The sequence below is a fragment of the Saccharothrix carnea genome (genome assembly GCF_003014735.1).
Classification (GTDB): Bacteria; Actinomycetota; Actinomycetes; order Mycobacteriales; family Pseudonocardiaceae; genus Actinosynnema; species Actinosynnema carneum.
Map to the genome: position 1 here is coordinate 62,311 of NZ_PYAX01000014.1, position 24,412 is coordinate 86,722.

General features: G+C 71.5%; 16 protein-coding genes and 1 pseudogene. 3 read left to right on the forward strand and 14 right to left on the reverse strand.

The window, feature by feature from the left end; genetic code table 11:
• Window positions 1-26 precede the first annotated feature (26 nt).
• The 9 genes from B0I31_RS32025 to B0I31_RS32065 all read right to left on the reverse strand — a co-directional run bounded on the left by B0I31_RS32025 (window position 27) and on the right by B0I31_RS32065 (window position 11,639).
• The gene (locus B0I31_RS32025) at window positions 27-2,324 is read right to left on the reverse strand and encodes a glycoside hydrolase domain-containing protein (RefSeq protein WP_106619132.1); all 2,298 of its coding nucleotides are present in this window, start codon (window positions 2,322-2,324) and stop codon (window positions 27-29) included.
• 306 nt (window positions 2,325-2,630) lie between these two features.
• Entirely contained in the window at window positions 2,631-3,239 is a 609-nt protein-coding gene (locus B0I31_RS32030) for an SGNH/GDSL hydrolase family protein (RefSeq protein WP_281262335.1), read from the reverse strand.
• 43 nt (window positions 3,240-3,282) lie between these two features.
• Window positions 3,283-3,678, reverse strand: a complete 396-nt coding sequence (locus B0I31_RS32035) for a bacteriophage spanin2 family protein (RefSeq protein WP_106619134.1) — start codon at window positions 3,676-3,678, stop codon at window positions 3,283-3,285.
• Window positions 3,679-3,874: 196 nt separating this feature from the next.
• Complete coding sequence (locus B0I31_RS32040) at window positions 3,875-4,396, reverse strand: flavin reductase family protein (protein WP_146174028.1); 522 nt, start codon at window positions 4,394-4,396, stop codon at window positions 3,875-3,877.
• A gap of 76 nt (window positions 4,397-4,472) precedes the next feature.
• Window positions 4,473-5,450, reverse strand: a complete 978-nt coding sequence (locus B0I31_RS32045; RefSeq protein WP_106619135.1) for a carbohydrate kinase family protein — start codon at window positions 5,448-5,450, stop codon at window positions 4,473-4,475.
• 123 nt (window positions 5,451-5,573) lie between these two features.
• On the reverse strand, window positions 5,574-6,755 hold the full coding sequence (gene metK / locus B0I31_RS32050; RefSeq protein ID WP_106619136.1) for a methionine adenosyltransferase: 1,182 nt from the start codon (window positions 6,753-6,755) through the stop codon (window positions 5,574-5,576).
• Between the two features lie 37 nt (window positions 6,756-6,792).
• Window positions 6,793-7,497, reverse strand: coding sequence for a methyltransferase domain-containing protein (locus tag B0I31_RS32055; protein WP_106619137.1), 705 nt, complete (start codon window positions 7,495-7,497; stop codon window positions 6,793-6,795).
• A 21-nt stretch (window positions 7,498-7,518) separates the two neighbouring features.
• Window positions 7,519-10,908, reverse strand: coding sequence for a carboxylic acid reductase (gene car, locus B0I31_RS32060; RefSeq protein ID WP_219910894.1), 3,390 nt, complete (start codon window positions 10,906-10,908; stop codon window positions 7,519-7,521).
• A 266-nt stretch (window positions 10,909-11,174) separates the two neighbouring features.
• Window positions 11,175-11,639 carry a MarR family winged helix-turn-helix transcriptional regulator gene (locus B0I31_RS32065; RefSeq protein WP_106619139.1) on the reverse strand — a complete coding sequence of 155 codons (465 nt, stop codon included), beginning with the start codon at window positions 11,637-11,639 and terminating at the stop codon, window positions 11,175-11,177.
• Between the two features lie 834 nt (window positions 11,640-12,473).
• Here B0I31_RS32065 and B0I31_RS32070 point away from each other — a divergent pair.
• Window positions 12,474-14,438 carry a helix-turn-helix domain-containing protein gene (locus B0I31_RS32070; protein ID WP_146174029.1) on the forward strand — a complete coding sequence of 655 codons (1,965 nt, stop codon included), beginning with the start codon at window positions 12,474-12,476 and terminating at the stop codon, window positions 14,436-14,438.
• Window positions 14,439-14,518: 80 nt separating this feature from the next.
• Here the strand turns inward: B0I31_RS32070 and B0I31_RS32075 are convergent, their stop codons facing one another.
• The 3 genes from B0I31_RS32075 to B0I31_RS32090 form a co-directional block, all read right to left on the reverse strand.
• A complete protein-coding gene (locus B0I31_RS32075) occupies window positions 14,519-16,705 on the reverse strand; it encodes an anthranilate synthase family protein (protein WP_106619141.1) in 2,187 nt (728 codons plus the stop codon).
• Complete coding sequence (locus tag B0I31_RS32080) at window positions 16,702-17,361, reverse strand: isochorismatase family protein (RefSeq protein WP_106619142.1); 660 nt, start codon at window positions 17,359-17,361, stop codon at window positions 16,702-16,704. The genes B0I31_RS32075 and B0I31_RS32080 overlap by 4 nt, the downstream gene beginning before the upstream one ends.
• A 237-nt stretch (window positions 17,362-17,598) precedes the next feature.
• Window positions 17,599-18,768 (reverse strand): 3-deoxy-7-phosphoheptulonate synthase, encoded by a 1,170-nt coding sequence (locus tag B0I31_RS32090; RefSeq protein WP_106619144.1) that lies wholly within the window; start codon window positions 18,766-18,768, stop codon window positions 17,599-17,601.
• A 606-nt stretch (window positions 18,769-19,374) separates the two neighbouring features.
• Between B0I31_RS32090 and B0I31_RS32095 the strand changes: the two genes are divergently transcribed.
• A complete protein-coding gene (locus tag B0I31_RS32095) occupies window positions 19,375-20,655 on the forward strand; it encodes an IS701 family transposase (RefSeq protein WP_245950590.1) in 1,281 nt (426 codons plus the stop codon).
• Between the two features lie 125 nt (window positions 20,656-20,780).
• On the opposite strand, the gene B0I31_RS32100 is transcribed toward B0I31_RS32095, so the two are convergent.
• Entirely contained in the window at window positions 20,781-21,956 is a 1,176-nt protein-coding gene (locus tag B0I31_RS32100; RefSeq protein WP_106619145.1) for an acyl-CoA dehydrogenase family protein, read from the reverse strand.
• A gap of 298 nt (window positions 21,957-22,254) precedes the next feature.
• Window positions 22,255-22,695 (reverse strand): annotated as a pseudogene (locus B0I31_RS32105) (MarR family winged helix-turn-helix transcriptional regulator); the annotation flags it as partial.
• Between the two features lie 254 nt (window positions 22,696-22,949).
• Between B0I31_RS32105 and B0I31_RS32110 the strand changes: the two are divergent.
• On the forward strand, window positions 22,950-24,380 hold the full coding sequence (locus B0I31_RS32110; protein WP_106619147.1) for an MFS transporter: 1,431 nt from the start codon (window positions 22,950-22,952) through the stop codon (window positions 24,378-24,380).
• The last annotated feature ends 32 nt before the right edge of the window (window positions 24,381-24,412 follow it).

Here is a 24,412-nt window from a genome sequence, read left to right on the forward strand (position 1 = left end):
CCTCGCACACCGCGAGGGGCGTGCCGTCAGCCGCGCGACAACCTCTCGATCGTCTCCGCGTAGCCTTGCAGGAACGGTTCCAGCTTGGCCTCGGGCAGCTGGGTGGGCAGCAGGCAGACCCCTCCCGTCCGGCGGATCGCGGCCTCGGTGAGCCCGGAGAGCTGCGCGTCCGCGGTGCTGCCGCCCAGCGCGTTCCAGGCGGCGTCCCGGACGCCCGCCACCGTACCGCCGTACCGGTTGGCGTAGAACTGCCGGAACCTGGTCCGGTGCCCGGTGGTCAGGTGGTCCCGGATCGCGTGGTCGATCCGGGCGCCGTCGCGCACCGCGCTGCCGACCAGGTAGCCGTCGACGTCCTCCACGAGGTCGTTGAGCGGGAACGACGACAGCACGTTGATCTTGGCCAGGCGGTCGGCGCAGAACGCGTACCCGGAGGCGTACTCCTCCCCGTGCGACCGCCACTCGCCGTAGAACGTGGCCAGGTCGCCCGCCCAGCCGCCGAAGTCGCCGCGCCCGTCGTCACCCCGGAGGTACACCGCGTTGGCGGTGGCGCCGAAGTGGTCGACGTCGACCGTGATGCCGAGCGAAGGGTCCACATAGGACTCGACCCGCGCCGGCGCGTGTGCCTGCGCGTGCTCGATCCACGCCTGGTCGACGTTGCCGATCAACGTCTCCCAGCCGGACCAGGTGCCGTTGTAGGTCGGGTAGCGCAGGTACTCCAGGACCCGCCGGTTCGCGTCACCGCCGTAGGCCACCGCGGTCGCGTACAGGCCGTCGACGTACCGGAGGTAGGCGTCCACGGGTGAGTCGGCGCCGCCGACGTTCTCCCGGCCGACGCCCCGGTCGTTGCCCCGGCTGACGTCGCGGTCGAGCGCGAACACGTCGCCGCCCGCGTCGAAGGCGAACTCCTTGATCTGGTTGAACGACCAGTTCGCGGGCAGCGGGAAGCCGAGGTTGCCGGAGAAGCCCCACGACATGCCGGACACGAACGAGTACCGCGCGAACGCCTCGTCGCTGACCCGCGCGCACACGTTGCGCGAGCCGTAGACACCGGCGACGTACCGCTTGCCGCGGGTGCCGAGACCGGCCTGGATGCCCTGGAAGTACGGGATGATGTTGCTGGTGATCTGCTCGCCGGTGGCGTCGTAGTCGACCGCGAAGTAGATCACCGTGCCCCGGTTGAACCCGTAGCCGACCGCCCGGTCGTGTGCGCGCAGGGCGTGGTCGTAGCCGGTGGACCAGGTGAAGTCGTCGACGGTGTCGGCGGCGTACTGCGAGATGGGGAACACCCGCATCCCACCGGCGAAGATGGCCTCCAGCTCGCCGGGCTGGATCTCCTTGTCGAGGGTGCCCCACGGGTCTTCGTCCAGGTAGCGGCCGACCACGTGGTAGCCCGCCGCCTTCAGCGCCTGGGCGCGCGGGACGCTGATGTGGAACCGGGTGTCGCTCGCGCTCGCCGGCCGGTCCGGGTCGCCGGTCGACACCAGCAGCTGCGCCCAGGTGGCGTAGTCGCCGATGCCGGTGCGGGTGAGGACGGAGAAGTCCTGGAACGCGCTGACGAACGCGCCGAGCGCCGCGTCCCAGCCGGAGGTGAACTCGGCGAACAGGCCGCCGACGCTACCGTTGAACACGCAGGCGGCGCTGAACAGCTGCACCCAGGCCGCCGGGGAGCCGGGCCGCACGGTGTTGTTGCGCAAACCGTTCTGGGTGCCCGGCCCGAAGTTGCCGGTGGCCTGGTCGTCCGGGATGCCGAGCTGGTACTGGATGGCCCGCATCAGGGCGACCTGCACGTCACGCGAGTAGTGCCCGTCGCACGGGATCACGAAGAACGTCGACCGGTTGATGTAGGTGGCGTTGAGCCAGCGCTGGATGTCGCGCACCTCGGTCCGCCCGCCGGACAGCAGCACGTAGGCGTCCATGTTCAGGATCGCCTTGAAGATCTTCGGCGGCAGGTGGCCGTCTGAGGCGAACCCGATGTTGCTCTTGAGATCGCGCACCGCGTTGTAGAGGTCGTTGTCGAAGGTGCCGTTCGACGTGTCGCCCGCCGAATAACCCTTGCAGAACAGGCCGTACTTCGCGATCCGCACGATGTTCGCGTAGGGATAACCGGGCCCGATGGTGCCCCGCTCGGCGAGCCTGCTCAACGTGGTCGGGCCGAACGTGTCGGACAGGGTCGTGATGCCCAGTTCGTGCTGGAGCGCGCGGGTCAGGGAGAACATGACGGCCCAGCCGGTCACCCCGTTCTCCGCGCACCTCTGGTAACCCGGCACCGCACCGTAGGTCGAGTTCACCCAACGCTGCGCTTCGAGCACCTTCTGGTCGACCATGGTCCCCCCGGGTTCGCAGGGCCGGCACCTGTCGTCCGGCCTTGTCGCCACTCCCGCCGGCGGGAGGTGCTCGCGAAAAATCACGGGCGAGAACGCGACCTGGGCGCGCGGAAGCTCACCGGACAAGACAGGAATGATGAGAATCAGCGGACCCGAATCGCGGTGTCGGTCACCTCGCACCGCCCCCCTGGCAGCGAAATGACGCTAACCCACCCCGGAAATTCGTGTCAACGAACCGGTGAGCCGGCGGCGGAGGTCCTCCACGGGAACACCACGAATCCTTCACAACCGCCGCTCACCGGTGCGTCAGGCCGCCCACCGACCCGCCGCCGCCAGCACGGACGGCGCGAGCGCGTCGGCGATGAGCGCGTAACCGGCGGGTGAGGGGTGGAACCGGTCCGCGGCGAACAGGCCGGGGTCGGTGGCGAACCGGTCGAACAGGTCGGACCCGACCGCCGCCACCACACCGCCCGCGCGGACCACCGCGTCGGCCTGAAGGCGTGCGTAGAGACCGCTGGCCTGCGACACGAACGCCCGGTACGCGGGCGGCACGTGCGAGACGACACCGAGGTCCGGCGCCGTCGCCACCACGACCTGCCCACCCGCGCGGCGCAGGCCGAGCACGGCGTCGTGCAGCAGCCCCGCGCCCACCGCGGGCGGCGTGAACGACGTCAGGTCGTTCGCCCCGATCACCACCAGCGCGACGTCGACCCCCGTCCGCACCGCCGCGCGCACCTGCGCGTCCAGCCCGGCGGACCGCGCGCCGGACACCGCGTGCACACCGAGGTCGACGCGGTGCCCCGCCGAGCGGAGCACCGCCGTCAATCGCTCACCCAACGTCTCCTCGGGCCGACCGCACCCCACACCGGCGGCCAGCGAGTCACCCAGGACGCGAAACCGAAGTTGTCCAGTCATCACCAGTGCCAACGTCGGAAGGCGCCCCGGTGCTCCCGGGCGGTCACGGCGTGCAGGCGGTGGTGAGGTTCGCGACCCGGGTGGCCTTGTCCTCGAGCCACGCGGCGGGCTGGAGGACGAGGTCGTCCAGGGTCACCGCCCGCAGCGTCGTGGCCAGCGAGGTGATGGCCTCGTTGACCGTCGTGTCGGCGGCGTTCGCGGCCAGCGCGGTGAGGTTGTCGGCGGCGGAGTGCGCCTGCTCGACGGTCCGCTCCGGGCTGGTGGTGTCGAACACGGTGGTGGCCTGCGCCAACGCCTCGGTGCACACCTGCACCGCGGACGCGGTGTCGGCGACGGCGTTGGCCGCGTCGGACGCTTCCTGGAGCGTGCCGCAGGCGGTCAACGCGGTGACGGCGGCGATCGTGGTGACCGCGGCGGCAAGGCGGGCAGTGGCGCGCATGGCGTGCTCCTCCGGCTCAGATCCGAACCAGAGGTCTCCCCGACCACCGGACGCGGTGGCGCCGTGACCGGACCGCTGCGGAGCGGCCGTAGTGACGATCACGGGCGGAGTGGGTACTCCCCTCTGCCACCAGGATGCCGGGCGGACCGGGTGCCGGTCAAAGTGACGTACCTGACGGCACCCGGCAGGCAACCTGTCAGCGCGGTGCGAGTCCGGTCATCCGGCCCTCCGCGAACACCAGCGGGCGGCGGAGGGGGTCCGGGTCGGTGATGTCGAGGACTTCGGCGAGCACGAGGTCGTGGTCGCCCGCCTCGACGGTGGAGTGCTTGCGGCAGTGCAGGGACAGCACGGCGTTGTCGATCACCGGCGTGCCCAGCGGCGAGGTGGACCACTTCACCTGGTCGAAGCGTTCGTGCAGCGGGCCGCAGAACGCGCCCGGGGTGATCGTGTCGTCGTCGGCCAGGACGCTGAACGTCCACAGGTCCAGTTCCAGCAGGCGGGCCAGGGTCTTCGAGCCGTGGTCGCCCAGGAACCCGACCAGCAGCGGTGACAGCGACACGCTGGTGAACGAGCCGATGAGCATGCCGATCGGCTGGTCGCCCGCCATGCCTGCGGCGATGACGACACCGGTCGGCAGGTGCCGCATGGCCGACCTGAAGCGGGTCGGCGAGACCTCGGGCACCGTGCGGTGGTTCTCCGGACTCGGCTGATCGGACACGCGTTCACGTCCTTCCGCGGTGCGGGCACCGCTGAGCGGGCGCGGACGCCGGATGGCCGGCGCCCGCGCGGCGTGATCAGATCCGCAGCTTGCTCTCGATCTCGGCGGCGGCCTCACCGCCGTACGTGCGGGCGACGCGGTCGGCCACGCCCGCCCGGCTGAGCTTGTACTCCTGCGTGCCGATGCTCTCCAGCGCGGCGGCGGCGATCGTGCAGCCCACCTGGCACGCCCGTTCGAGGCCGAGCCGCGCCCACGTGGCCCACAGGAAACCGGCGCGGAACGCGTCGCCGACGCCGGTCGGGTCGACCTCCTCCTCGACCGGCACGGCGGCCACCGTCACCGGCGGGTGGCCGCTGCGCTCCACCCGCACGCCCTCCGCACCCAACGTGGTGATCCACGCGCCGACCCGGCCGACCACCTCGTCCGCCGACCACCCCGTCGACTGGCGTAACAGCACGTTCTCGTACTCGTTGGTGAACAGGTACTTCGCACCGTCCACGAGCGACCGGACCGACTCGCCGTCCATCCTGGCCAGCTGCTGCGACGGGTCGGCGGCGAACGGCAGGCCCAGCGCGCGGGCCTCGGCGGTGTGCCGCACCATCGCCTCCGGGTCGTTCGGCGCGACCACCACCAGGTCGAGCCCGCCCAGGCCGTCCGCGACCGGCGCCAGCGCGATCTCCCGGGCCTCCTGCATCGCGCCCGCGTAGAACGACGCGATCTGGTTCTGGTCCAGGTCGGTCGTGCACAGGAACCGCGAGGTGTGCCTGGTCGGCGAGACCCGCACGAACCTGGTGTCCACCCCGTGCCCGACCAGCCAGGCGCGGTAGTCGTCGAAGTCCTTGCCCACCGCGCCGACCAGGACGGGCGACACGCCGAGCTGGGCCAGGCCGAACGAGATGTTCGCCGCGACGCCGCCGCGGCGCACTTCGAGGTCGTCCACGAGGAACGACAGCGACACGGTGTCGAGGTGGTCGGAGATGAAGTGCTCGGTGAACCTGCCGGGGTAGACCATCAGGTGGTCGGTGGCGATGGAGCCGGTCACGGCGATGCGCATGGGGTGGTGCCTCCGGGGCGGTGGGTCGGCGGTCGGGTCGACCGGGTCCGGGTGACCGGGTCGACCGACCGGGTGGGGGTGATGCCGGTCGCAGTCAACCAGTCGACGGTCAACCGGTCGTGGTCAGCTGGTCGCAGCCTGCTTGAGGGCGTCGGCGCGGTCGGTGCGCTCCCACGGCAGGTCCAGCTCCGGGCGGCCGAAGTGCCCGTACGCCGCGGTCTGCGCGTAGATCGGTCGCAGCAGGTCCAGGTCGCGGATGATGGCCGCCGGGCGCAGGTCGAACACGTCCGCGATGGCCTGCCTGATCCGCGCCGGGTCGACGGTCTCGGTGCCGAACGTCTCCACGAACAACCCGACCGGCGCCGCCCGGCCGATCGCGTACGCCACCTGCACCTCGACCCGGGACGCGAGCCCGGCGGCGACCGCGTTCTTGGCCACCCACCGCATCGCGTACGCGGCCGATCGGTCCACTTTGGACGGGTCCTTGCCGGAGAACGCGCCGCCGCCGTGCCGCGCCATCCCGCCGTAGGTGTCCACGATGATCTTCCGCCCGGTCAGCCCGGCGTCACCCATCGGCCCGCCGATCACGAACCGCCCGGTCGGGTTCACCAGCACGCGCACCCCGGACGTGTCCAGCTCCAGCCCGGCCAGCTCGGGCCCGATCACCTGCTCCCGGACGTCCACGCCCAGCAGCGCCTGCGGGTCGACGCCGTCCGCGTGCTGGCTGGACACCACCACCGTGTCCAGCCGCACCGGCTCGTCGCCCGCGTACTCGATGGTCACCTGGGTCTTGCCGTCCGGCCGCAGGTAGGGCACCGCGCCGCTCTTGCGCACGGCGGTCAGCCGCTTCGACAGCCGGTGCGCCAGCGCGATCGGCAGCGGCATCAGCTCCGGGGTGTCGGTGCAGGCGTAGCCGAACATCAGGCCCTGGTCACCCGCGCCCTGCCGGTCCAGGTCGTCGAGCGCCTCCTCCAGCCGCGACTCGTAGGCGGTGTCCACGCCCTGCGCGATGTCCGGCGACTGCGACCCGAGGGCCACGTTCACCCCGCACGACCGGCCGTCGAACCCCTTGGCGGACGAGTCGTAGCCGACGTCCAGGACCACCTGCCGCGCGATGCCGGCGATGTCGACGTAAGCGTCCGCCGTCACCTCGCCGGCCACGTGCACCTGGCCGGTGGTCACCAGCGTCTCCACCGCCACCCGCGCCCGCGGGTCGGCCCCGAGGTAGGCGTCCAGGACCGCGTCGCTGATCGCGTCGCAGATCTTGTCCGGGTGGCCCTCGGTCACCGACTCGGAACTGAACAAGCGTGTAGTCACGATCTCCTCCGTGGCAACTGCGGGATCAGGCGCGGGCGATCTCGAACACGTTGTAGGTGACGTCCTCGCCGGCCAGTCGCCTGGTGGTGCTGTCGAGCCTGGTCAGCACCGTGCCCGCGGCGGCGGCGAGCTGGTTGATCCGGTCGAGGTCGCCGAGGCTGTTGAACGTGACCAGGGCACGCCCGCCGGGCCGCAGCCACCCGTGCACCTCGGCCAGGTAGCGGCTCAGCGCGGTGTAGCCGCGGTCGAAGATCGCCCACTCGAAGTCCTGGGTGAACTCGAAGTCCCGCGGCGCCTCGATCACGCTGCAGTTCCAGAAGATCGTGTCGAACTTCTCACCGGGGTCGAGGTCGGCGAACACGTCGCTGCGCTGCACGCGCACCTGCTCCTCCACGCCGTGCCGCTTGACGTTGAGCGCGGTGCTCGCCACGGCGGTCTCGGTGATGTCGGTCGCGGTCACGTGCGCGCAACCCTGCAGCGCCGCCCACACCGCGGTGACGCCCGCGCCGCAGCCGATCTCCAGGAAGCGCCCGCCGACCGGGTACGGGATGGCGGTGGTGTAGTACTCGGTGCCGGTGCCCGGCGCGGGCGCGTAGGCACCGGGCACCAGGTCCCATTCCTTGCCGAGGAGTTCGAACGTGGTGTTGGCCTGGTCGGCGGGGCCGAGCTCGGCCACGAGCTTGCGCCCGATCCGGTAGCGCTCGTCGAACTTCGAAGACTGCTGGCTCATGACTCTCCTCGGGTGCTGGCCCTAGACGGACAACAGGGGCTTGAGGTCGGCGGCGTACTTGCGGATGAAGGACTCGGACAGCTGCGGTATGTCGCCGGTCATGGCGGAACCGGTGGCACCGGCGGCGCGGATCGCTTCGCGGAACCGCTCGGACGGGATCTCCGAGCCGCGCACGACCGGCTCGGGGTGTTCGAACCGGTGCAGCAGCGGCAGCGCCGAGTACTGCCGCTGCGCCTCGGGCAGCGCGCGCATCGCCGTTTCGAACCGGGCCAGCCAGTCCGCGTAGTCGTCCACCCGCTCGATCCGGTGGCCGGCCGCGCTGAGCCAGTCGACGAACGTGTCCAGCGAGACGCCGTCGTCGTGCGGGTTCACCAGGCTGAACGTGCGGAACCCGGCGGCACCCCCGCCCAGTTCCGCCACGGCGGCGGCGGTGAAGTCGACCGGCAGGCCGTCGTAGTGCGCCGCCGACGCGTCGCCGGTGTAGAACGAGCGCGGCGCGATGCCGGTCGCGATGACGCTGAACAGCAGGCGGGTGAACACGTCCGGGATGTTCAGCTGCCCGCCGTACCGGCTGTGCGCGAGGATCATGTTCGAGCGGAACACGGTGACCGGCAGGCCGCACAGGTCGTGCGCCTCCCGCAGCAGCACCTCGCCCGCCCACTTGCTGGTGGCGTACCCGCCCGCGTAGCCCTCGTGGATCGGTTGCGCGGCCAAGGCCTGGCGCACGTCGGAGTCCTCGTCCAGCGCGGGGTGGCGCGAGGTCGAGACGGCGACGCTGGACAGGTAGGTGAACGGCTTGACCCGGCCGGTGAGCCCGAGGCGGATCAGCTCGGCGGTGCCCACCACGTTGGCCTCGAACAGGTGGTTGTACGGCAGCACGTGGTTGACCAGCGCGCCGACGTGCACGATCTGGTCGACCTCTGTGGACAGTCGCGCCCACGTCGGCTCGGACAGGCCGAGCCGGGGTTCGGCGATGTCGCCCGCCAGCACCTCCAGGCTCCCGGTCAGCTCCGCCACCCGGGCGACCAGGTCCGAGTCACCGCCCGCGAACGCCTCGTCGAGCCGTTTCGCGGCGGCTTCGTCGTCCTTGCCGCGGACCACGCAGATCAGCTTCCCGCCGGACGGCGCCAGCCGTTCCAGCCACTCCAGGGCCACGAATCGGCCCAGGTAGCCGCTCGCGCCGGTGAGCAGGACGGTCCGCGGCGCCCCGGTCGCGCGCGGGAGCGCCTTGGCATCGGCGATGGTGCGTGCGTCGAGGAACTTGTCCAGGGTGAGGTCGGCGGCACGGACCTCGGTGCGCGCGTCGCCGTGCACCGACTCGAACGTCGGCCGGTCCGACCCGGCGGCCCGCTTGCCCTCGATGTAAGCCGCGACCTGCCGCAGGTCGTTCGCCGGGCTGATGAGCACGTCCACCGGCACGCGCACGCCGAAGATGTCGTGCAGCAGGTTCGAGTACGACACCGCGGACAGCGAGTCGCCGCCCAGGTCGCGGAACCGCGCGCCCGGGCTGACGTCGGCCATGGAGCCCGCCAGCAGCGCCCGCACGGCCCGCTGCACGGTCTCCAGCACGGGCCGGTCCGCGCCCGTGCGGCGGACTTCGAGCAGCTCTTCGGACTCCCGCTGCGCGATGTCGGCGTACAGCGCCTCCAACTCGTCGCGGTACCGGGCCAGCAGTTGCGGCCGCAGCAGCTTGCGGTGGTCGGACAGCAGGCCGTTCGCCTGGCTGAACGGCTCGCCCTCGATCAGGAAGTCGCGCGGGATCTCGTAGGAGTTCAGCCCCGCTTCCCGGGCGATCTCCTGGAACGACTCGGTCAGCCGCTGCTTGATCTCGCCCGGCTGCCCGGCGAACTTGTCCAGCACGGCGGGCGTGGGCACGACCACGGCCAGCAGGTACGACCGCTCGCTGTTGCCGTACAGGAAGATCTGCCGCACCAACGGGCTGGTGCCGAACGTGGCCTCCAGGCTCGGCGTGGCCACGAACTCGCCCTGGGACAGCTTCAGCACGCTGTTGCGGCGGTCCAGGATCTCCAGCCGGTCCGGCGCGACCTCGGCGACGATGTCACCGGTCTTGTAGTAGCCGTCCTCGTCGAAGATCGTCGCCGACAGCTCGGGCTGCTTGTAGTAGCCCGGGATCGCGGAGTCGGTCTTGAGCAGCAGCTCGCCCCTGGGGTGCGGCACGTCGGTCCGGTAGTAGCCCAGCTCGGGCACGTCCACGATCTTGTAGTCGATCACCGGCGGGCGCAGCATGGAGCCGTCCACCGAGACGCCCGCGACCTCCGTGGTGCCGTAGAGGATGTGCAGTTCCAGGTCCAGCAACGACTCCACGAACGCGCGCAGCTCGGCCGAGAGCGGCGCGGAACCGCAGCTGGCCCAGCCGATGCGGCCACCGAGGACGTTCTCGCGGATGTGCTTCTTGACCTCTTCCTCCAGCGCCGCGCGGTCGACGTCGCCGACGGCACGCCGGTCGACCTCGCTGCGGTGGTACTGGAACAACATCTCGCACACCCTGGGCACCAGCGACAGCTCGGTGGGCCGGGCGAGCGCGATGTCCTCGAAGAACGTGGACAGGTCGCTGCTCGCGGTGAAGTAGCTGATCCCGCCGCGCGCCAACGTGTTCTTCACCGAGGAGTGCCCGGCCACGTGGCTCATCGGCATGTAGTGGAACGTGATCGCCTGCTGCTCGGAGAACAGGTCCGCCCAGCCACCGCCGCCGAACATCGCGCCCACCAGGCGTTCGGTGTAGATCGCGCCCTTCGGGGTGCCGGTGCTGCCCGACGTGTAGACGAGCATGGTCATCGGGTCGTCGCCGTCCTCGGGCGTGAACAGCGGCGCCTCCGGCAACCCCGCGCCCCGGTCGAGGACGTCCGACAAGGACTCGACGGAGACACCGCGGTCGGCCAGGCGCTTGTGCACGGCGGTGAACCTGTCCCGCTGGTCGTCCACTTCGGCGTGGTAGTCGAAGACCACCAGGCGGCGGACGGACGGGGTGGCCAGGACGAGCTCGGCCGCGGCGTCCGCCCGTTCGACGGAGGCGGCCACGACGGTGGGCTCGGTCTCCGCCAGGATCTCCTTGAGCTGCGTGATCGGTGCGCTGGTCTGCAGCGGGATGGTGATCGCGCCGAGGCAGACGCACGCCAGGTCGACCGTCGTGTAGTCGCGGCCGGCGAACCCGAGCAGGGCGACGCGGTCACCCGGTGCGGTGGCGTGGGCGGTGTTGCGGTGCCACTCGTTCGCCACCGCGCGGACGCGCCGCCACAACTGGTCGAAGGTGGTCGTCTCGTACGACGGCAGCAGCCGAAGCGAGGCGCGGCCGGTGTCGGGGTCCTGAGTGATCTCCTTCGCGCGTTCACCCAGGGCGGGCCGGTCCGCGTAGCGCCGCATCACTTCTGCCACCGTTTGCGTAAGCCGCATGCTGGTCTCCACATCGCATCACTGGCCGACTGCGAGGCTCGAAAACCGAGGGCCTGGTGCTCATCGGAGCGTTCGTCGGCGGGTCGCGCTGTTCTCCAGTTCGTCACCGACGCTAGCCGTGCGCGGAGTGGACTTCCCACACGCCGCGGGACAATCTGTCATGTCGGCGGTGGCGTGAACTTCGTTGTGCCAGCAGGAAGACCGAAGGCGGCACGAAGCCGCCGACTCGCGTCAGGTGCGCGTCGGCGGCTTCGGGAGAGGGATCGCTAGCGGGACGCCCCGGCGTAGGGCAGGGCGGCGAGCGCGTCGACCAGCGGCGCCAACTCGGGCAGCTCCGCCGCTTCCCGCAACGCCTGGGCGAGCGTCTCGTCGTGGGTCGAGCGGGCGCGTTCCAGCGCCGCGCGGCCGGCCTCCGTGACCTCGGTGTAGATGCCGCGGCGGTCGTCCTCGCACAGGGACCGCTGGAGCAGGCCGCGCCGCTCCAGCCGGGTCACCAGCCGGGTGGTCGCCGACTGGCTCAGCACCACGGCCTTGGCCACCTGGTTCATCCGCAGCAGCTGGCGCGGTGACGGCTGCCGGGACAGCACGTCCAGCAGGCTGTACTCGCTCACGGACAGGTCATGACCCTGCTGGAGCGCGCGCTCCAGCACGTCCTCGATGCGCGCGTGCAGCGCGGCCAGGGTCCGCCAGCCCTGCGCCCGGGTCTCGACGGCGTCGTCGGCGTTCGTCACGGTGACATCCCTCCCTGCGGCCCGCTGCTTCCGCACGGCAACCTCGGCACCGTACCCTTTATACGCCGTGTGCAACTATTGCACGTGCTGGTAGAGTGCTTGTGGCCATAGTAGCGGGAAACGGCGAGCCGTGGCCGGTGCGACGCCCACCCGGCGACCGGCCCGCGTGACGCCTCCCGGCTGCCGCCTCCCCGGGCGTGCTCCCACCCGCCACTCGTGAATCCGACGCGCACGGAACCGCATTTCCGCCCGCCGCCGCGGGTGGTGCCGGAAAGCACGACAATCCATGCCGCCACCCTCCTTCACCGGAGTCATTCCCGACGGCGTGGAAAGCGACCCGTGGTCGCGGTCGGCAAATCACCGGGCGACAACTCGTGGCCGGCTCATTGCACACGATCGGCGGTTCCGCGACGGTTATGCCGTCGACCACCTCGGCTTGCCCGATCGGGGCAACTTCGGTTTCACGCACGGACTCCGCCGCGTCGGTGGCAGCCTGGACCTGCGCTGCCGGAGCCGCGGCGGTGCTCGTGAGCCGGGCCGCCGATACGTCCGATCCGGCGGTCCTGATGCTGCTCACGCCACGGCCGCACCCCTCGGGAACGAGCGCCGACCACCCGATCGGTCTATTCGGTGTCCACCCCGAAAATTTAATGGCGAGTAGTCGGAGTTCCTCATTCCCGCACTTCGCCCGCCCAACGTCCGAAGCCCCTTCGGCGGTCGATGTCGATACGCTGAACAGTGACCGGCTCGACCGTCTACCCAACGTGATTAACCGACGAATGTAGTGGTTCGATCGGGTGACGGCAGTGTACTTGACTTGGGGGTGTCCTGACCGTGGAGACTTTTGTGCCTCCGCAGCTGACCGTGAGCGGCGGCCTGGACGAGTTACTCGAATTGCTGGCCAGCGGGGCGCCGGCGGACGCGTTCGAGGACTTCCTGGACGACGCCCGGAGGTTCGGCGTCACCGGGGTGGCGACCACCGACGTGAAGGCCGCCGTGTGGCGGGCCATGCGCGTGCACACGCAGATCCAACGCGGCCGCGTCCGGGAGGCGGGGCTCACCGCGCTCATCGACGCCGCGCGCGACCTGGCGCTGCCCTACGACTCGGTGGGCGGCCTGCTGCACGCCATCGCCCGGCGCGCGCGGCACCTGCTGAGCATGGACATGGCCTACATCACCATCGCCGACGAGGAGCACGACCACGTCCAGGTGCGTGCGGCGGACGGCCACACGTCCGGGCTGAGCATCGGCCTGCGGCTGCCCGCCGACGACGGCATCACCACCGCGGGCCCGGCCACCACCGCCCCGTTCGCCACGCACGACCTGCTGGCCGACGACCAGGTCGGGCTGCACCCGGCGTTCGAGGAGATGGTCCGGGTCGAAGGGCTGCACGCGATGATCGCCGTGCCGCTGGGCCACGGCGACCACTCGAACGGTCGCGCGCCCCGCGGCAGGCTGTACGTGGCGAGCCGCAAGGTGCACCACTTCACCGCCGACGAGCGGTCCCTGGTCGGCTCGCTCGGCATCCTCGCCGCCATCTACCTGGAGACCACCCACCTCCGCCTCGCCGCCGAGGCGCGTGCCGCCGAGCTGGAAGCGCGCCTGGCCCAGGTGTCGCGGACCGCCGACCGGTTCCGCGAGCAGTGCGACCTGCAGACCTCGCTGGTCGACCTGCTGGTCTCCGGCGGCGACCTGCGCACCCTGGCCGACCGCGCCGCGGCGTCGTTCGGCGGCCGGGTGAGCGTCTACACCGCGGGCGGCGACGTGCTGGTCACCGCGGGGGACGGCCAGGACGACGGTGACGACACCGCCGCGCTGGCCATCGCCGTGGAGATGCTCACCGCGGACCCCGCGTCGGCGGGAGGTGGGCGGTGGGTGGCGCCGCTGTGCGCCGCGAAGGACTACATCGGCGCGCTGGTCCTGTGCGCGCCCGGCGACCTGTCCGCGAGCGCGCGCAAGCATCTGCGGCTGTATGCGCAGACGGCCGCTTTGCTCGTCCGGCGGGACAAGCTCACCTCCGGCCACGACGGCGAGGTGCGCGACCGGCTGCTCGACGACGCGCTCAGCGACGAGCGCCGGGTGCCGCGCCTGCTCGCCGAACGCGCCCGCCGGATCGGGCTCGACCTGTCGCGGCCGTACCTGATGGTGGTCGCCCGGCCGGAGAGCAGCATCCAGAGCCGGACCAACGCGTGGGGGTCGGCGTACGCGCGGCGGATGGGCGGGCTGCGCAGTTGCCGCAACGGCCACCTGATCATGCTCCTGCCCGGTGGCGACGCGGGTGCCGTGGCCAGGGACGTGGCCGCCGCCATGGCGTCCGACCTGGGCAAACCGGTCTCGACCGGTGCGGCGGGTCCGCTGACCGGCGCGGAGTCCGTGCAACTGGGCTACCGCGAGGCGATGCGCTGCCTCGACGCGGTGACGGCGCTCGGCGTGGAGGGCGGCGCGGGGTCCGCGCGGGAACTCGGGTTCGTCGGCGCGCTGGTGTCGGCCGACCACGACGTGGCTGGTTTCATCGAGTCGGCCATCGGGCCGGTGCTCGAGTACGACCGGGAGCGGTTCACCGACCTGGTGCCCACGCTCCAGGCGTACTTCGACGCGGGCGGCAGCCCCACCTACGCCGCCGAACGGCTGCACGTGCACACCAACACCGTCACCCGCCGGCTCGACCGGATCAAGGACCTGCTCGGCCCGGACTGGCAGAAACCCGCGCAGGCGCTGGAGATCCAGCTCGCGCTGCGCCTGCTGCGCGTCCGCGCGGCGCTGAGCACCCAACCGGAGTCGCGGGCCGTCAACAGCTGACCGGGCTCGACGCGCGGCGCCGCGGTGGAGCGGGTGGCCGGTGCACACCGCCACCCGCCGCACCCGCGGACCACCGACGGTCACACCGGCGGCTGCGGCCAACGCCGAAGCCCCTGCCACGGACTCGCCTCGACATTCGAGGACAGCCCCGACCCACCCATCGCCCACGTCCCGGACGGTTGAGGCCCGGGCGTCTGCGCCCTGGGCGTAGGCCCTGCTGCCTGCGGTCCCGCCTGGGCCCTGGGTACCTGGGTGCCGCCCGCCAACGGGCCGGTCGGCCGAGGACCCGTGGCCAGCGGGCCGGTGGGTCGCGTTCCGAGGCGTGTGCCACCGGCCGTCAGCGCCTCCACCCCGACCTGGCCGACCCAGCCCCGCGGCCGGGGCAGCACCCCGGTCAGCCCGGTCAGCAGCGAGCCGATGATGGCCGGGCCGTCCTGCGTCAGCACCGACTCCGCGTGGAACTGGATGGACGCGAAGTGCGAGCCCCGCAAGGCGTGCACCTGGCCGGTCGCCGGGTCACGGCTGATCTCCACCGCACCGACCCGCGGGTGGTGCAGGACGTCCGACTCGCTGCTCGCCGCGAACGTGTTGTAGAAACCCACCCGCCGCGGCGTGCCGAACAGGTCGATCCCGAGCTGCACACCCTGGTTCGGCACGTCCCGGCGGACCAGCGGCAGCCCCAGCCGCGAGCTGAGCACCTGGTGGCTCAGGCACACCGCCAGGAACGGCACGCGTTCCGCCAACAGCCGGTCCACGGTGGACTGCAGGTGCGCGATCTTCGGGTGACCGCTCTCGCGCGGGTCACCCGGCCCCGGACCCATCAGCACGAGGTCGGCATCACCCACGTCGTACGGCTCGTCGAACCGGCGGATCACCACCTCCAGCCCCAACGACCGCAGCTGGTGCGCCAGCATCGAGGTGAACGTGTCCTCGGCGTCCACGATCAGCACCCGCAGACCCGCCAACGCCGGGTCCGCCGCAGCACGCGACCCGTTCTCCGACAACCAGAACCCCGCGATGTCGACGTTGCGCGCACGCAACGCATCCCGGACCTCCGGGTGCTCGGCGAACCCGACCCGTCCGTCCGAACGCGGGCTCGGGTCCGACCCCAGCGCGGCCAGCAGGCCCGCCGCCTTGGCCCTGGTCTCGGCGACCTCCGCCAGCGGGTCGGAGTGCCGGACCAGCGTCGCGCCCACGTCGACGCGGACCGTGCCGCCACCGTCGATCGCGGCCGTGCGGATCAGGATGGACGAGTCCAGGGAGTGGCTGCCGTCCGGCTCGCGGCCGATCAGCGCGACCACACCGCTGTAGTACGCCCGGCCGTCCGGCTCGTGCCGGCTGATCACCTTGCAGGCGCTCTCCAACGGGCTGCCGGTGACGGTCGGCGCGAACATCGTCTCGCGCAGGATGTCGCGCGGGTCCCGGTCGGTGCGGCCCGCGATGAAGTACTCGGTGTGCGCGAGCCTGGCCATCTCCCGCAGGTACGGCCCGTGGACGCGGCCGCCGTCCGGGCAGATGCGGCCCATCATCTTCAGTTCCTCGTCCAGCACCATGTAGAGCTCGTCGGACTCCTTGTTGTCGGCCAGGAAGTCCAGCACGCCCCGCAGCGCGGGCCCGGTCGGCGGGTAGCGGTACGTGCCGCTGATCGGGTTCATCACCGCCGTGCCGCCCGTGACGCTGATGTGCCGTTCCGGGGTCGCGCCGACGAACGTCCGGTCGCCGGTGTGCACCACGAACGTCCAGTAGGCACCGGTCTCGTCCAGGAGCAGCCTGCGGAACAACGACAGCGCCGACCGCGGCGAGTAGTCCACGATGTCGGCGACGTACGCGCGGCGGATGACGAAGTTCGCACCCTCGCCCTCGCCGATCTCGTCCGCCAGCACCCGGCGCACGATCTCGGCGTAGCTGTCGTCGTCGGTGTCGAACCGGCCGCGGGCCAGTTCCAGCGGCACGTCCGGCAGCCGGCTCAGCACGTCGTCCAGCGGCAGCACGGCCTGGTCGGCGACGGTGAGCGCGAGCAGCGGCTCGCCGTCGTCGCGGTGCACGTAGCCGCGCTCGCGGATCTGCCGGAACGGCACCACCGCCAGCACGTCGTGCCTCGCCTCGGCCACCGGCCCGGTCGGCAGCGCGATGTCCGCCAGCACGTCCGGCGTCGTCACGTCGCCGACCAGCACGTCCACCACGGCCCGACCGGATTCGGTCCGGTGCAGCAGCGCGAACGGCCGGTCCGGCCCGGCCAGCACCCGGTCCAGCAGGTCCCCGGTCACAGCGCCACCCGCTGCCGGTCGCCCGCGCCCACCTGGGCCAGGATGGTGTCCGTCGTGGCGACCACGGCGCACCGCTGGGCCGCGTACTCCACGGCCAGCCGGTGGTAGTCGGCGGTGAAGTCGCCGATCGCGTCGGCGACCACGAACGTGCGGATGTCGTTGGTGTAGGCCTCCAACGCCGTCACCAGCACGCCGACGTGCGCGTACACGCCGCACACGATCAGCTGGTCGCGGTCGTCGGCACGCATCCGCGCCAACAGGTCGGAGCGGAAGAACGCGCTGTAGCGCCACTTGGTGAACACCCAGTCGCCCTCGGCGGGCGCGAGCTCGTCGACCACCTCGCGGTCGCCCGGGTCGACCCGCATCCCCGGGCCCCAGAAGTCGCGCAGCAGACCGCGGTCCTGCTCGGTCATGCCGCCCGGCTGCGCGGTGTAGGCGATCCGCGCACCCCGCGCCGCGCACGCCTCCCGCAACGCCGCGATGTTGCCGATGATGCGGTCCCGCAGGGAGTCGGGGAACGGCCGGACGAAGTACCGCTGCATGTCGTGGATCAGCACGACCGCCCGGCGCGGGTCCGCGGTCCACGTCGCGGTGTTCGCGGGCAGGTCGTCCGACGTCGGCAGCGGGTAGGGGTCGATCGGGGGGATGCCTGTCATCGTGGTCCTCCGTCGGGAATGGGATGACGAGCGCGGCGTCGCCCGCGTCGGGTCGTGGACGGCGGGCGGGCGGCGCCCGGTCAACCGGTCGCAGCCGGTGCGCCGCGCTCGGATCAGCCGGCCGCGGCCGGGGTCGGTCAGCCGCGGCCGGCGCGCGGTGCCGGTCAGCCGGCCGTGGTGAATGCGGCCGCGGTCAGCTGACCGCGGTGCGCGGTGCCGGGCTTGGTGCGTGCCCGGTCAGCCCGCCCAGGCCGCCACGGCGGCGACCGCCTGGTCGGGGTTGAGCCGGGGATCGCAGTAGGTCGTGTACTTGTCGCCGACGCGGGCGGCGCCGGACTCGTCGTACGCGCACTCCGTGACGTCGTCCGGTGTGGTCTCCAGGTGCAGCCCGCCCGCGACGCCGCCCTCGGCCCGCAGCGCGTGCTGGAAGCGCTCGATCTCGGCGACGACGGTCTCCACGTACCGGGTCTTGAGGCCGTCCGGGGTGCGCACGGTGTTGCCGTGCATCGGGTCGCACAGCCAGATCACCGGGTGCCCGGCTGCGCGCACCGCGGCGACCAGGGAGGGCAGGCGTTCGGCGACGAGGTCCGACCCCATCCGGGAGATCAGGGTCAGCCTGCCGGGCTCGCGGTGCGGGTCGAGCCGTTCGGCCAGCGCCAGCAGCTCGGCCGCGGTCATCGTCGGGCCGACCTTGCAGGCGATCGGGTTCGCCACCCCGGCCAGCAGGTCGACGTGCGCGCCGTCCAGTTGACGGGTGCGGTCGCCGATCCACGGCAGGTGGGTCGAGGACAGGAACATCCGTCCGGTGCGGTCGCGGCGCAGCATCGGGATCTCGTAGTCCAGCAGCAGCGCTTCGTGGCTGGTCCACATGGGAGGGTCGATGAGCCGGAAGCCGCCGCCGCCCCAGCCGAGCAGCGAGGTGACGGTGCGGGCCGCGTCGTACCCGGCGAGCATCCGGTTCGGGTCGGGCCTGCGGCCCTCGGCGTCGGGTTCGGGGCTGTTCACCATGTGCCCCAGGAACGAGCGCAGCTCCACGTTGCCGACCACCTCGGTGGGGCTGGACCTGGGTTTGGCGAACTGGCCCGCGATCCGGCCGATCCGCACCACCGGCAGGTGGGTGGCCATCTTCATGACACCCGCCAACAGGTCGAGCAGACCGGCCTTGCGGGCGACGTAACCCGCCTCGCACTCGGCGAAGTCCTCGGCGCAGTCACCTGCCTGCACGACGTGCGCACCGCCCGCGGCCACCATCGCGAGCGTGGTGCGCAGCTGTCCGACCTCGTCGGAGGTGACCAGGCCGGGCCGGGAGGTCAAGGTGGCCCGCACCCGGCGCACGAGTTCGTGATCGTCCCAATCCGGTTGCTGCAGCGCGATCCTCGGTGGGCTCTCGCGCACGGCGTTGTCCACTGACACTCCAATCACGAAGGGACCGGGCACGACCGGGAGGGTGTGCGGTGAGCGCGGTCGTGCGGCTCAGTTCGCGGATGAACACCACTTCGTCGATACGCCGATCGTGGAGGCGGAGCCGGACAACGGGCAACGACGCGGGAGGCAGTTCGTCAAGTCCCCGGATTCTCCGTCATGTCCACCACCAGAAGGCCCGCCCGGCACCGGCGGACCCGAGCCGCTCACCCTCCCGCCACCCGGCGTTCCGGCCCACTCCCCCGCCTGGGCACCGACGAACCGGCCCTCATCATCCGCCCCGGCGCCGACGAACCCGACCCGCTCAACCGCCCGACTCCGACCGACCCGCCCGCTTGCCCGTTCGGGGCACCTGACCTGCGGTTTCCGCACCAATGGCGGCCAGCTGGAGCAACCGCCCGGGCCGGACGGTCGTGTGGCCCGAACACCGCCCGATTTCGGCCCGTCCGGCGGGATCGTCGGCTATGCGCGGTCGAGTGGAGTCGGCCCACCCCCGGGCCGCGCAGGACGGTGGTCCCCGGATCTAGGCAGGTCCGCGTCCGGCGAGCACGTTGGGTGAGGCCCAGTCGACCCAACGTGAAGAGAGGCTCCATGCCCGGCGGAAGGAACTCAGCAGCGCGCACCACCCCGGACTTCTCGCGCGATCTGGTCGTCGCCGAACTCGGTTCCGCGCTGTTCGCCTCGTTCGTGCGCGAGGACCAGCGGCGCAAGGGCGTCGAGTACCTGGACGGCTTGCTCCGGGCCAGCGGCCGCAAGTCGATCCGCAACATCGCGCAGGCGGTCGGCGGCCAGGCGACCGAGCAGTACCTGCACCACTTCATCAGCGACTCGACGTGGTGCTGGAGGCCGGTGCGCAGGGCGTTGGCCGAGCACGTCCGCGGGGTCGCCGAGCCGGACGCCTGGGTGGTGCGGCCGATGCTGATCCCCAAGGCGGGCAAGCACTCCGTCGGCGTGGCGCGGCGGTTCTGCTCCGACCTCGGCCAGACGGTCAACGCGCAGCAGGCGATGGGTGTGTGGGCGGCGTCCGACGAGATCACCGTCCCGGTCGACTGGCGGCTGCACCTGTCGCAGGCGTGGGTGCAGGACCCGGGCAGGCGCCGGCGCGCGGCGATCCCGGACTGGGCGCGCGCGGAGACCGAGGGCGAGTGCGCGGTCGAGGCGTTCCTGGGCGCGGACGCGCGGCTGGACTTCCCGGACCGGCCGCTGGTCATGGACGCGCGCGGGATGGACGTGCACGCCGTCGTCGCGCGATTACACCCCGGAAACCCATTCCTGCTGCGGATCAGCGGCACCCAGGTGTTCACCGTGCTCGACCCGGCCGCGTCCCGGCGCGGCACGGACCCGTTGCCCGCGCGCCAGATCATCGGCATGGCGCGGGAGACCCGCAAACCGGTGACCGGCCGCTGGCCCCTGCTGGCGGCCACCGTGCGGGTCGGCGTACCAGGCCAGGGCGGCGCCCGTGCGGGCGACCTCACGCGCGTCGGCGTGCCCGGCCAGCCGGGGCGCGCGGGAGACCTCGTGCTGCTCGGCGTCGGATCGGCCGGCCAGTCGTGGCCCGCCGAGCTGTGGCTGTCCAACCAGCCCAACGCCGACATCGCCACCTTGTTGCACACCAGCCGGTTCATCGACCGGGTCGACCACGACTTCACCAGGTTCGGCGACCGGGTCGGCCTGCGCGACTTCACCGGCCGCTCGTTCGCCGGCTGGCACCGGCACACCACCCTGGCGTCGGCGGCGCACGCCGTGCTCGCCCTCGCCGAGACCGCGTACCGCGGCGGCTGGTCCGGCTGGACGGACGACCTGGCCGCCGTGGACCCCGCACGCGACTTCCGCTTCCCCCTCACCGCGGGCGAACTCCCGCCCGCCCAGTAGCCGCGGACCAGCACGGGCCGACGTGACGCGTCGGCCCGTGCTCCTGCGTCCGCACCGACCGCACCGGCGACGCGCCGGAAACCGGCACCCCACCAGGGGCGCCGGTTCCGTGGTCGCGCTCGCGATCAGATGTAGGCGGTGCCGGGCTCCTTGCCCAGCAGCACCCGGCCCTGCAGCTCCATGTTCGCGTTGAACTGGATCAGCGCGTGCAGGGACAGCGCCTCGATGTCGCGGCGGAAGCGGCCGAGCGCCACGTCGTTGCGGATCACCGAGCCGCCACCGGCGCTGAACAGCAGCTCCACCGCCTCCTTGGCCAGCTGCGCGGCGAACGTCGTCTGACCGCGCACGATCGACTTCTCGTCGGTGGTGAGCTCCTCGCGGGCGTCGGCGCGGTCCTGGATCACCTTGAGCCAGGCCGCCGAGAACGCCTCCGCCGCGTCGATCTTGTTCTTGGCGATGGCCACCTGCATCTGGGTCAGCGGGTGCTCGCTCTGGTCCGACCACGGCGTGTACGTGATGCCGCGCCCGGGCAGGCGGTTCAGGAACTCCTCGTACGCGCCGCGCGCCATGCCGGTGAAGATGCCGGAGATGATGGCCATCACCAGGCTCATCAGGCCGTAGGCGCGGCCGTCCGAACCGTCGTCGCTGCGGCCCTCGACGGTGCCCGCGAGCACGTCTTCGTACTTGACCACGCGGTGCTCGGGCACGAACACGTTCTCCGCGACGGAGGTCGTGCTGCCGGTCGCCGCCGCGCCGGTCACGTCCCAGTCGTCCAGGATGGTCAGCTCGCTGACCGGGATGAGGGTCATCATCGTGCTCGTGGTGCCGTCCGGCTCTTCGAGCAGGGCGTTGACCAGGTTCCAGTCCGCGCCCCGGACGCCGGTGTTGAAGTTCCACTTGCCGCTGATCACGTAACCGCCGTCGGTCTTGGTGATCTTGCCGGTGGGCGGGATCGTGCCGGACACGCGGACCGAACCGCCGGCGAAGACGTCCTCCTGGGCCTTGTCCGGGAAGAGTCGCACCGTCCACGCGGTGTGCACCCACACCATCGTGACCCAGCCGGTGGCGCCGCAGCCCCGGCTGATCTCGGAGATGACCTTCACCATGTCGGCCGCGGAGTAGGCCAGACCGCCGAACCGCGCGGGCACGCCCATCCGGAACACGCCCGCCTTGTCCTGCAGGGCGATGTTCTCGTCCGGGATCCACCGGTTCCGGTCGGCCTCGGCACCGTTCTGGCGGAGTGTGGGGATCATGTCCCGCACGGCTTCCAGCATTGCCTCGGGTGACACGTCGGTCGACATGGCTTTACCTTCCTTCGGGATGGCGTGGACAGCTGCGTTACTCGCCGATGAACGACGCCGGAATCGCGCCCCAATTGCACGGTTTCGGGAACCGACGGCTTTTGTGCCGAGCCCGGCCGCAGTTCGCCGACCCCCTCGCCGCAACCGACGTTACCCACGGTCGAACGGGGTCCTCAAAAAGTCGGCCGATGATCTGTCATGTCGCTTCGGGCGGGCTCGGGACGCCCCGCCCGGCGGGCTCGACGAGCTCCGCGGCGCGCTCGGCGGCAGGTTCCAAGACGGGCTTCAGGTCGGGTTGCAGGGCGGCGAGCGCGTCCACCAGCGGGGCCAGTTCCGGCAACTCGGCGGCGTCCCGCAGGGCTCGGGCCAACGACTCGTCGTACGTCGAACGGGCGCGTTCGAGGGCTTGCCTGCCCTCCTCGGTGACGGCGGTGTAGATGCCGCGCCGGTCGTCGGCGCTCAGGTGCCGGCGCAGCAGCTTGCGCTGTTCGAGCCGGTTCACCAGCCGCGTGGTCGCCGAACCGCTGAGCACGACCGCCTCCGACAGTTCGCTCATCCGAAGCCGCTGACCTGCGCCGACGTCGTGCCGTGCGAGCACTTCGAGCACGCCGTACTCGCTCACCGACAGGTTGTGCCCCCGTTGCAGGGCACGTTCGAGCTCGTCCACGATGCAGGCGTGCAGCGCGGCCAGGGTGCGCCAACCCCGGGCGCGCGACTCGGCGTCATCACCAGTCCTCACGGCACCGACCCTCCTTGCGGTCGAGTACTTGCATACGCCATCATAAGTCGCGTGCAACAAGCCGCGTGTACGACTATCGCGGACGCTGGTAGTGTGCGTGGGACGAGAGTACGGCATGACGCACGCCCGTGTCCGCCGCCGCGCACCCGGCCGCATTGGTCAACAGATCGTCTCGATCAGTCATATCGGGTCAAAATCACGCCGGGACGCGATGTCTGCCGTGTTCCGGCCACTGCGCCGAAGGATGGCAACACATGTCGACCAGTTTGACCCCCAACGAGGAGCAAAGGGGCAACGACACCGCGCCGGCTCCCGACACCGGGAACGAACGGGTGCGCTGGAACGCGCGACAATGGATTCTGCTGGTCATCTTCAGCGGGGCGATCACGCTCGACGGCCTGGAGAACTCGATGATCGCCGTCGCGATCCCGGAGATCCAGCGCGCGTTCGGGGTGACCGCGGCGACCGCGCAGTGGGTGCCCGGCGCGTACATCCTGGCGTTCGGCGCGTTCCTGCTGCTGGGCGGTCGGTGCGCCGACCTGTTCGGCCGCAGGCGGGTGTTCGTGATCGGCATGGCCGTGTTCGCCGTCGTCTCGATGATCGGCGCGTTCGCCGACGACCCGCTGCTGATCATCCTGACGCGCTTCGTCAAGGGCGTGGCCGCGGGCTTCACCGCGCCCGCCGCGATGTCGCTGCTGACCACGACGTTCCCGGAAGGCCCGCAGCGCAACAAGGCGTTCGGCATCTTCAACGTGTTCGAGGCGTCCGGCTACTCCTCGGGCCTGTTGATCGGCGGCTTCCTCGCCGCGCTGAACTGGCGGTCCACGTTCGTCCTGCCCGCCGTGGTCGCCCTGCTGCTGATGCTCGGCGCGATGCGCTTCGTGCCGCGGGACCCCGCGCGCAGCGAGAAGGTGCGCCTGGACGTCGGCGGCGCGCTGACCCTGCTGCTGGGCATGTTGCTGCTGGTCTTCACCGTGGTCGAGGCACCCGAGGTCGGGTGGGGCTCGGCGCGCACGATCGGCGGGTTCGTCCTGTCCGCGCTGCTGCTGGCCGCGTTCGTGGTGATCGAGCGCAAGGTGCGCGAGCCGTTGATCCGGCTGGGCATCCTGCGCAACCGCAACCTGGTGCTGGCCAACGTCAGCATGTTCCTGCTCTACGGCGGCGCGCTCGGCTTCCAGTTCGTGCTCGCCCTGTACCTGCAGAACATGAACGGCTGGGAGCCGTGGCAGATGTCGTTCGTCATCCTGCCCGGCACCGCGCTCACCCTGCTCATCGGGCCGAAGCTCGGCTGGCTCATCGACAAGTTCGGGGTGAGCCGGGTCGCGCTCGTCGGCCTGATCTCGTTCATCCCGTGCTACCTGCTGTTCCTGCGCATCGGCCCGGAGCCGGACCTGTGGGGCGTGCTGGTGCCGGTGGCGCTGATCTGGGGCCTCGGCTTCGCGCTCGCCCTCGCCTCGCTGATGGTCGCGGGCACCGCGGGCATCCGTGACGAGGACCAGGGCCTGGCGGCGGGCCTGCTCAACAGCTCGCTGCAGATCGGCGGCGCGTTCGGCCTCGCGGTCGTCACCGCGGTGATCGTGCCCGCCACGCAGCTCGGGGAGCTCTACCCCGGCGTGGCGACGATGCTCGTCTTCTCCGTGCTGGCGCTGCTCGCCCACGCGATGCGCAAGAAGACGGCGGCCTGATCGGCCGTGCCGGAGCGGCCGGCGAGTGGGCG

What these genes read in the sequence shown, in the direction of transcription:
- B0I31_RS32045 (WP_106619135.1), bottom strand. Translation starts at nt 5,450, where the DNA reads ATGCGCATCGCCGTGACCGGCTCCATCGCCACCGACCACCTGATGGTC.
- B0I31_RS32095 (WP_245950590.1), top strand. Translation starts at nt 19,375, where the DNA reads ATGCCCGGCGGAAGGAACTCAGCAGCGCGCACCACCCCGGACTTCTCG.
- B0I31_RS32055 (WP_106619137.1), bottom strand. Translation starts at nt 7,497, where the DNA reads ATGAGCCAGCAGTCTTCGAAGTTCGACGAGCGCTACCGGATCGGGCGC.
- B0I31_RS32030 (WP_281262335.1), bottom strand. Translation starts at nt 3,239, where the DNA reads ATGACTGGACAACTTCGGTTTCGCGTCCTGGGTGACTCGCTGGCCGCC.
- B0I31_RS32080 (WP_106619142.1), bottom strand. Translation starts at nt 17,361, where the DNA reads ATGACAGGCATCCCCCCGATCGACCCCTACCCGCTGCCGACGTCGGAC.
- B0I31_RS32100 (WP_106619145.1), bottom strand. Translation starts at nt 21,956, where the DNA reads ATGTCGACCGACGTGTCACCCGAGGCAATGCTGGAAGCCGTGCGGGAC.
- car (WP_219910894.1), bottom strand. Translation starts at nt 10,908, where the DNA reads ATGCGGCTTACGCAAACGGTGGCAGAAGTGATGCGGCGCTACGCGGAC.
- B0I31_RS32110 (WP_106619147.1), top strand. Translation starts at nt 22,950, where the DNA reads ATGTCGACCAGTTTGACCCCCAACGAGGAGCAAAGGGGCAACGACACC.
- B0I31_RS32025 (WP_106619132.1), bottom strand. Translation starts at nt 2,324, where the DNA reads ATGGTCGACCAGAAGGTGCTCGAAGCGCAGCGTTGGGTGAACTCGACC.
- B0I31_RS32035 (WP_106619134.1), bottom strand. Translation starts at nt 3,678, where the DNA reads ATGCGCGCCACTGCCCGCCTTGCCGCCGCGGTCACCACGATCGCCGCC.